The organism is Gammaproteobacteria bacterium (assembly GCA_029882975.1).
GTDB lineage: Bacteria > Pseudomonadota > Gammaproteobacteria > SZUA-152 > SZUA-152 > JAJDNG01.
Map to the genome: position 1 here is coordinate 223,748 of JAOUJW010000005.1, position 7,080 is coordinate 230,827.

Genomic DNA, 7,080 nt, shown 5'->3' on the forward strand with positions numbered 1-7,080 from the left:
CCATGATTCTGAATGTTGGATCCAAAAGCTAAGACAATGCGCCACTTCACTGTGTGACGCAGTGCCCAGTTTTCCTATGCAGGTTTTGTGCAGATAATTGCGATTTGAGAAAAATTACTCTGAGGACGTATTCGTGCCTTTGAATTTTTCCTGATTGCGGGATTTCCAGACGCCTTGAGCTGAAAAACAACCCCAGCCCCATTTTAACCATTTGACCAAGGACAATGCCAGCCAAAGGGCCCAAGCCAACATCAGTAAGCGGTAAACCATAATAGAAACACTGATCACCCAACTTTGCGTCATTTGGTTCATACCCCGATCCTGATACCAGATCATTTGGTATGCACTGGATTGATTCCCGCGAACCATCATATTGGGTATGCCCAAAAGACCTTGTTGAATGGCATAGACCAATGTCGCTAACGCCAATAGGGTGAGCACAGCATACGCTATCTGAATCAGATTAAAGCGAACGGCCGACAGAGCTGCAATGGATGCCTGCCGCTGCCGATAAGCCAAGCCCAGCAACCACGCAATGACCAAAACGACCGAAAATTCTGAAGCTTGGCTCAGACCGATACTCAGTAAAATCCAGTCGTGAATTCTTAAAGGGGTCCAGTTGAGCTTGCCGAGACCAATGGAAATTATAATCAGCACGATCATTACGCCCCATATGAGTACCGCAGGGCCCAAGGACGGCCCTCCCACTAACAACACCCACCGATCGTACCCCAAAGATAAGCGTAAGGTTTGATTCACATGCCCCAAGCCCAGATCCACTTGCGGGGTTTTAAACCAAGTACCTATGCTATCCGGCATACGCCATTGCACATTGATGTTTTGGCTACCCGGATGAACCGGAAACGTCAATATTCGTTCTTTGAGGCGAATGGGTTGTTGTATCCGGTCAATGCTGATGGCGAGTAACTCAGCTCCCTCGGGTAATACAAAACTGTGTTGCTGTCCTTGAGAGGATCGCAACTCGACATTTAGAGTCACATCCGTGGCGCGTTTGCCCGGTTCGATGTTAAGTTCACTGCTCTCAATGGTGACCGTGGTACCCGCTACCCCCTCGGGACGACTGACGCTTATCGTAATAGACTCTCCCGGCCAGGGTTGCCACAGAGGCACTCGGTTAAACTGCGCATCTTTGTGATGAATCGGAGCCAAACCGCTATGACTCACATGCCAAAGTGGAGCCGCGTTTAGACGCCATATTTCCGTCCAAGTACTGCTGTCGGGCGCCGTCATTTCAATCCGATCGCTTAGTGCAAGCGTAGACCGCCACTCCAATGAATGCTGCTGTCCACCCAAACTGACTAAAGCCTTACCGTCTTTGATACGAACGCCTTCGGTTATAACCGCTTCTCCTTGGAGCAAGGGAATTTCCAACACCGCTGCGGTTCCTGACGGTGAAGCCCGGCGCACTTGTGTGACCACATTCCAATCCAGACCCAATTCCAAGGTTCGGGTTACATGCACAAACGCCGGTAGGGCTCCGGGTTCCAATTGGGCTACGGACGCACTGGCGTTACTACGGTTCAAACGCGTTAGCTGCAATTGGCTATCCACACGCCCATTCTCATGAACCCCATCCACCTGCCAACCTTTGGCATTCACTTGCACATAACGTGGTACCAGGGGCAAATGCAGCTGTACATTATTTCGCTGCGGTAACGTTCCGGAGAATTGCACGGTATGATTTCCTTTAGGCAGCGATAGCCACAGATGATTGTGCAAAAGACGGCTGCCGCTTTGAACTTTACCATCGATTACAATGCGCTGAGGCCACCAATGCTTGTTGTGTGACGGCAGAGGTATTGCCGTGTCTTCCTCTGCATGTACCTGTAAAACACCGCTTATTCTCTGTGCCTCAATATCCAGGCGTAATCGGCTAACATCAGCACAACGCGGTTGACACTCCGGTGGTGCCAGTAATCGTTGTTGTAACTCACGCAACAATTCTTTATCAGGATACTCAGCACCAAAAACCGCTGCAGGGAAGACGATTGCTATCAACAATGTAGCCGACATGACACTACTGACAGAGGCAAAATAGAAGCCTTTGGATTCACCCTTCGACGTTTTACTACCGCTCTTATCCTGGTCTTTATTTCCAAAGCGTACACCGGCAAAATGCAAGGCCATAAGTAAAATACAAAACGCTCGCAATATTCCCAACACTTTATTGACCCCTGGTGAAAGGTAAATAATGCGCAATTGCTGTTCTTTCTGCACCGGCCCGTTCCATGACAAATCCAATTGGTTCCACTGCCATTTGGGTAGTCCGGGCCCTGTCTGCACCATCGCATTCGGGTCAACCTGTTGCATACGAGAAGAGACCAATGACTGTTTTGATGTGTTTCCAGACAACATTTTTTTGGGCCTGGATTTAGAAAAACCACCCAGCGTATTCTGGTCAATCTCCTGGTCTTCCAGCTTACGCTGTTCCATTGGGGATTCTTCAAAAACCTGGGGTGCCGATGCCACCCTGGATACCGTGTCTTCAAAATAAACCGGAGCATGACGATCTAACTGGGGATAAAGGCCGGTTCTCACCTCTGTCACCATAAACGGTAATACAATTATCGCCAAGGCAAGCAAAGAAAGATAATAATAGCGCCGCAACCATTGTGCAAAGCTATTCTTAGGGACCACTCGAAGCAAGGCAATAACAATCAATAGATTCACCCAGATCGTTTGTGGAGCACCCGGTTCGTGCCAAATCAACAACAAAACCACACATACCAGCACACCGGTTTTTTTGTTCCACAAACGCATGGAAACCACGCTTATGATCAATACCATAAACAAATCCAGTAAAGACCAGCGTTGCAGCCAGGTATTCGGAACATTATCCGTCCCCCACAGAGCAAAAACATCCCAACCGGGTGGATAGTGCAACACTCCGGAAACCGACTGAAAATCATGATTCCAACCCACCACGGACACCTGGCTGACCGAACTACCATCGGTGGATCGACTATCGGCACTCACATCCAACTGACCTTGCCGAACCTCCACACCCTGGTTTTTTGATCCCGGCAACCGTGTAATGAACTGTGCTTCGCCATTAACATGTACCTGACCCAACAGTAAATCCGGCCCTCCCTCCAAACGCCAAGCTTGACTCATAGTGCCACTGATACGATCTTGAACCGTGTACGCACCACCGTTAAAATCCAACCATAGGGTTCGCATCAAGTTCAATTTATCCGGTACCGGATCAGAATCGCCACGCCGGATCACCCTCAATTGCATGGTATCGTCCCTGCCGATTTGATACGCGGGCAGATTATGCCACTGCCCCGGAAGTTTGGTTTGCCTGGGATCTAAAGCTTGCAAGCCCTGCACCTCCACCAAACGTATATGGTTGCGTGCATCAAACACCCATACTTCCTGCTCAGGCCAGGGTGCCTGGGCTTTGGGTCTGACCAGGGACAGCAGGTCGGTTTTGGACCGGGCTCGGAGCTCCACCACCCACGTTCCCGGACGTATTTGCAAGCGCAAATAGCCGTTTGGCTCCCAACGCGCCGGTAAAGCACTGGTGACCGACAGTGCCAAAAACGCTTCGGATTGCACCGGCCCCAATCGGATTTCTCGTTGCTGCCCGGATACCTCCAACTCCAACCGTATGTGTTGAACCATAGGAATGTCATCGGTGATGCGACGACTGACATCCAGCTCCAGGCGATCTTGTATGGTTTCCGGGCTAACTTCCTCGGCGCGTAACCACACGCGACCTTGATCATCGCGTTGCACCTGGGAGACGACTTTGCTGTTCACATTCAATGTCACCAAACCCGTTTCTTCAGGTATTTGCAATGATTTGGGTAACTTGTCCCAGATAAAACGACCACTGACCGTGTGATCACCGGGAGGAATAACTAATACCGGTTGCTGGTTTTTCTCTACGACTACCACCGGTTTGCCGTTAAGTTTAACCTCTTGCGGCCAATGATCACTGTTACCGGGCAAAGGAATTGTTGTTTTTGTGACCACATGCCATTGCTGAGTAAAAGTACTACTGGAATTACTCAAATTTAACTCCAGTTCTCCACCCCAGGCACAAAATGTTTGTTGGGATTGATTGTAAAGAAAGGGACAGAGGCGATGTTCTTTCCCGTGTAGAGACCACGGCACCCAAGGTTTGAGAGGCTCCGGTACTTCCTTCACGGGTAAGCGCGCCATTACCACTTGAGGCAACACTATCAACAGGATTATTAACGAGTGTATCAACGAATTATTGATTTTATGCTTTAGGTTCATTGCACTGGTCTGAGTTCTTATGATTTGGTCATTATAGACCAAACTACCGTGATTGCCTTGCTTGGCCTGCCAGTGTGGTAGGATTCTGCAGCACGAGTCCCTGGGCGTTGATGACGGCAGAACCTATCTGTTATTGCCATCCTTAATCATTGCGCGGCTGAATATAGATGCAGTACAGATCCGTCTGCTTATCTGCGCTACAAGTATATTCATATTCCATCAGACCGTCAGTAATACGACGCCCTTACACTGAGTTTGACAACCTCACTGACAAAAACAAGTCACCGACATAGACAGCGAGATTAAACCTGGTCGGGATTTATTCATTCCAAGCCAAAGACCTCTCTATTACCCTTTACGAGAGTTTATACACAACATTATCCACAGTTTTTGTGCATTGTCGTGAAACCTCGGCAGGAATTCACGGTTTCACGGTATTACCTGGACAAGGTCTTGGTTGGGAGCGGATGGCGCCAATGCCACCAGAATTTGTGCAGTTCCATTAGCAAAAGTAAGCTCAAAGCATATAGAAGTAAGGTAGACCATAGTTCCATGCTCACTACTTGCAAACTTAGCACTTGAGCAAACCAGGGGGTAAACATAGCCCCAATATGAATTAATTGTGCGCTCAAGGTACCCAGTAACAAAATTGGGTTTGAAAACAGTTTTTGTTGAGTAACTGAGAGCGTCTCAGATCGGCAATTGAAAACGTGTACGTTTTCAAACAATACCATAAGCAGCAAAGTACCATTGCGTGCTGCATCGAGGCTATAACCTGCGTTCAACAAGGATTGAAAAACAATAAAGGCTACGACACCGATATACAGGGCGGAAACCAACACGCGCTCAATCATTAAACGATTGAACACCGGCTCCTTCGGAGAACGGGGCGGACGCTTTAGCTCATTCCCTTCGGCAGGCTCAAATGCCAAAGCCACATCCTGTATTCCATTGGTTACCAGGTTCAACCACAACAGTTGTACCGCTGTCAGAGGCAACGGAAACCCGGTAACCAATGCCAACGTGAACAACACCAGTTCCGCCGCACCCGTGGAAATGAGCAAAAAAATCACCTTCCGAACGTTGGCATACGCGGTCCTACCCTCTTCGATACCGGCAACAATAGAGGCGAAATTATCGTCGGTGATAATTAAGTCCGCTGTTTCTCTGGCCACATCGGTGCCGTTTTTTCCCATTGCCACACCGACCTGGGCGCTGCGCAAAGCCGGTGCATCGTTGGCACCATCACCGCTGACTGCTACAAAATGCCCGTTTCGCTGCAGCGATTGGACGATGTCCAGTTTTTGATGCGGACCTACCCTGGCATAAACCAAGGCGTGATCACTGAGTTCGTCCATACGATTATTTTGTGCAGCTTGACTCAACTCGGGACCGCAAACCACATGAGCCATGTCCTGAGTCAAACCCAATTCTGAGGCAATGGCTAAGGCAGTCGCCGGATGATCCCCCGTGATCATGACTACCCTGATACCAGCCTGTTGGCACGCCAATACTGCAGATTTAGATTCCACCCGCAGTGGATCGATGATTCCCACCAAACCCAAAAACACCAAGTGGTGCAAGTGTTCCTCAGAAAATGTCTCTCCTTGGCTTAGCTGCATGTTCCCGGCTGCCAACGCCAAAACCCGATAACCTTGATGGGCCAGAGACTCGGCCTGTTGTACCAGCAGTACCGGATCCAAGGGTATATCGCCTTGCACGCACATCATTGAGTCACACATAGGCAAGAGTCGTTCATAAGCTCCTTTCACAAAGGCAACTTGAGTATCTCCAACCTGATTCAAACTACCCGAAAAGGCACGTTCCGATTCGAAATCAATCGTTGCCAATTCAGTAAAGGCATTACTGGTCTCCGCCTTCACAATTCCGGCTTTGTGAGCCATGACCAATAAAGCAATATCCACTGCATCGCCGTGAGCGCTCCAACCGCCTTGAGATTTTCCCAAAAAACCCTCATTGGCCAATACCGCTGCCTGACACAGGCGCTCCAACATTAGCTCTTCCCTACTGTCCGGCGTACCTTTGTCTGTAACTATAACCCCATCCGGATCCAGTCCTTCGCCACTGATTTCCCATGCGGTAGAGTCGGGGAACAACAACCGCGATGCGGTCAATTGATTCACGGTTAGAGTGCCGGTTTTATCCGTAGCAATGCATGTGCAAGAACCCAAGGCTTCCACTGCCATCAACTTACGCACAATCACATTGCGGCGCGCCATCCTATGCATACCAATGGCGAGAGCCACAGTCAATGCCACCGGCAAACCCTCAGGAATCACGGACACAGCCAAAGCCACCGCCAACATAAACGTTTCCGCCAGCGGCATACCTTTAACTGCCACTACCGCAAACATTGTCGCCGCTGCAAATCCGACAAATATGGCAACCCAGTGGGTAAAACTATCCATTCTAACTTGCAAGGGAGCTTTAGGGGGTTCATTAAACAACACATCGGCAGCAATGCTGCCTAAAGATGTATCAAAACCCGTATACACTACAACGCCTCGAGCACGTCCCCGACTCACTAAGGTAGCAGCAAACCCCATATTGAGCTGATCCCCCAACACCGTCTCCGGATCCAATTCCAATGCCGCATTTTTCAGCACCGGCAAAGACTCACCCGTCAATAGTGACTCGTCGCATTCCAAATCATGGCATTCTATCAATCGCAAATCAGCAGGTATCTTATCCCCCGATTCCAGCAACACCACATCGCCGGGTACCAATTCCCTTGCGTTGATCTCGTAGGATTCACCTTGGCGTAAAACCCGGGTTTTGGCGCTCACCAAA

General features: G+C 49.4%; 2 protein-coding genes. Both read right to left on the reverse strand.

Annotated features, from left to right (window positions below):
- Window positions 1-114: 114 nt before the first annotated feature.
- The gene (locus OEY58_06005) at window positions 115-4,269 is read right to left on the reverse strand and encodes a hypothetical protein (protein MDH5324997.1); all 4,155 of its coding nucleotides are present in this window, start codon (window positions 4,267-4,269) and stop codon (window positions 115-117) included.
- Window positions 4,270-4,706: 437 nt separating this feature from the next.
- Window positions 4,707-7,080: HAD-IC family P-type ATPase (locus OEY58_06010; protein ID MDH5324998.1), on the reverse strand; the 2,374-nt coding region annotated here is incomplete at its 5' end.

Bases quoted from the DNA above. Each gene is read 5' to 3' on its own strand.
- OEY58_06005 (MDH5324997.1), bottom strand. From the start codon at position 4,269: ATGAACCTAAAGCATAAAATCAATAATTCGTTGATACACTCGTTAATA.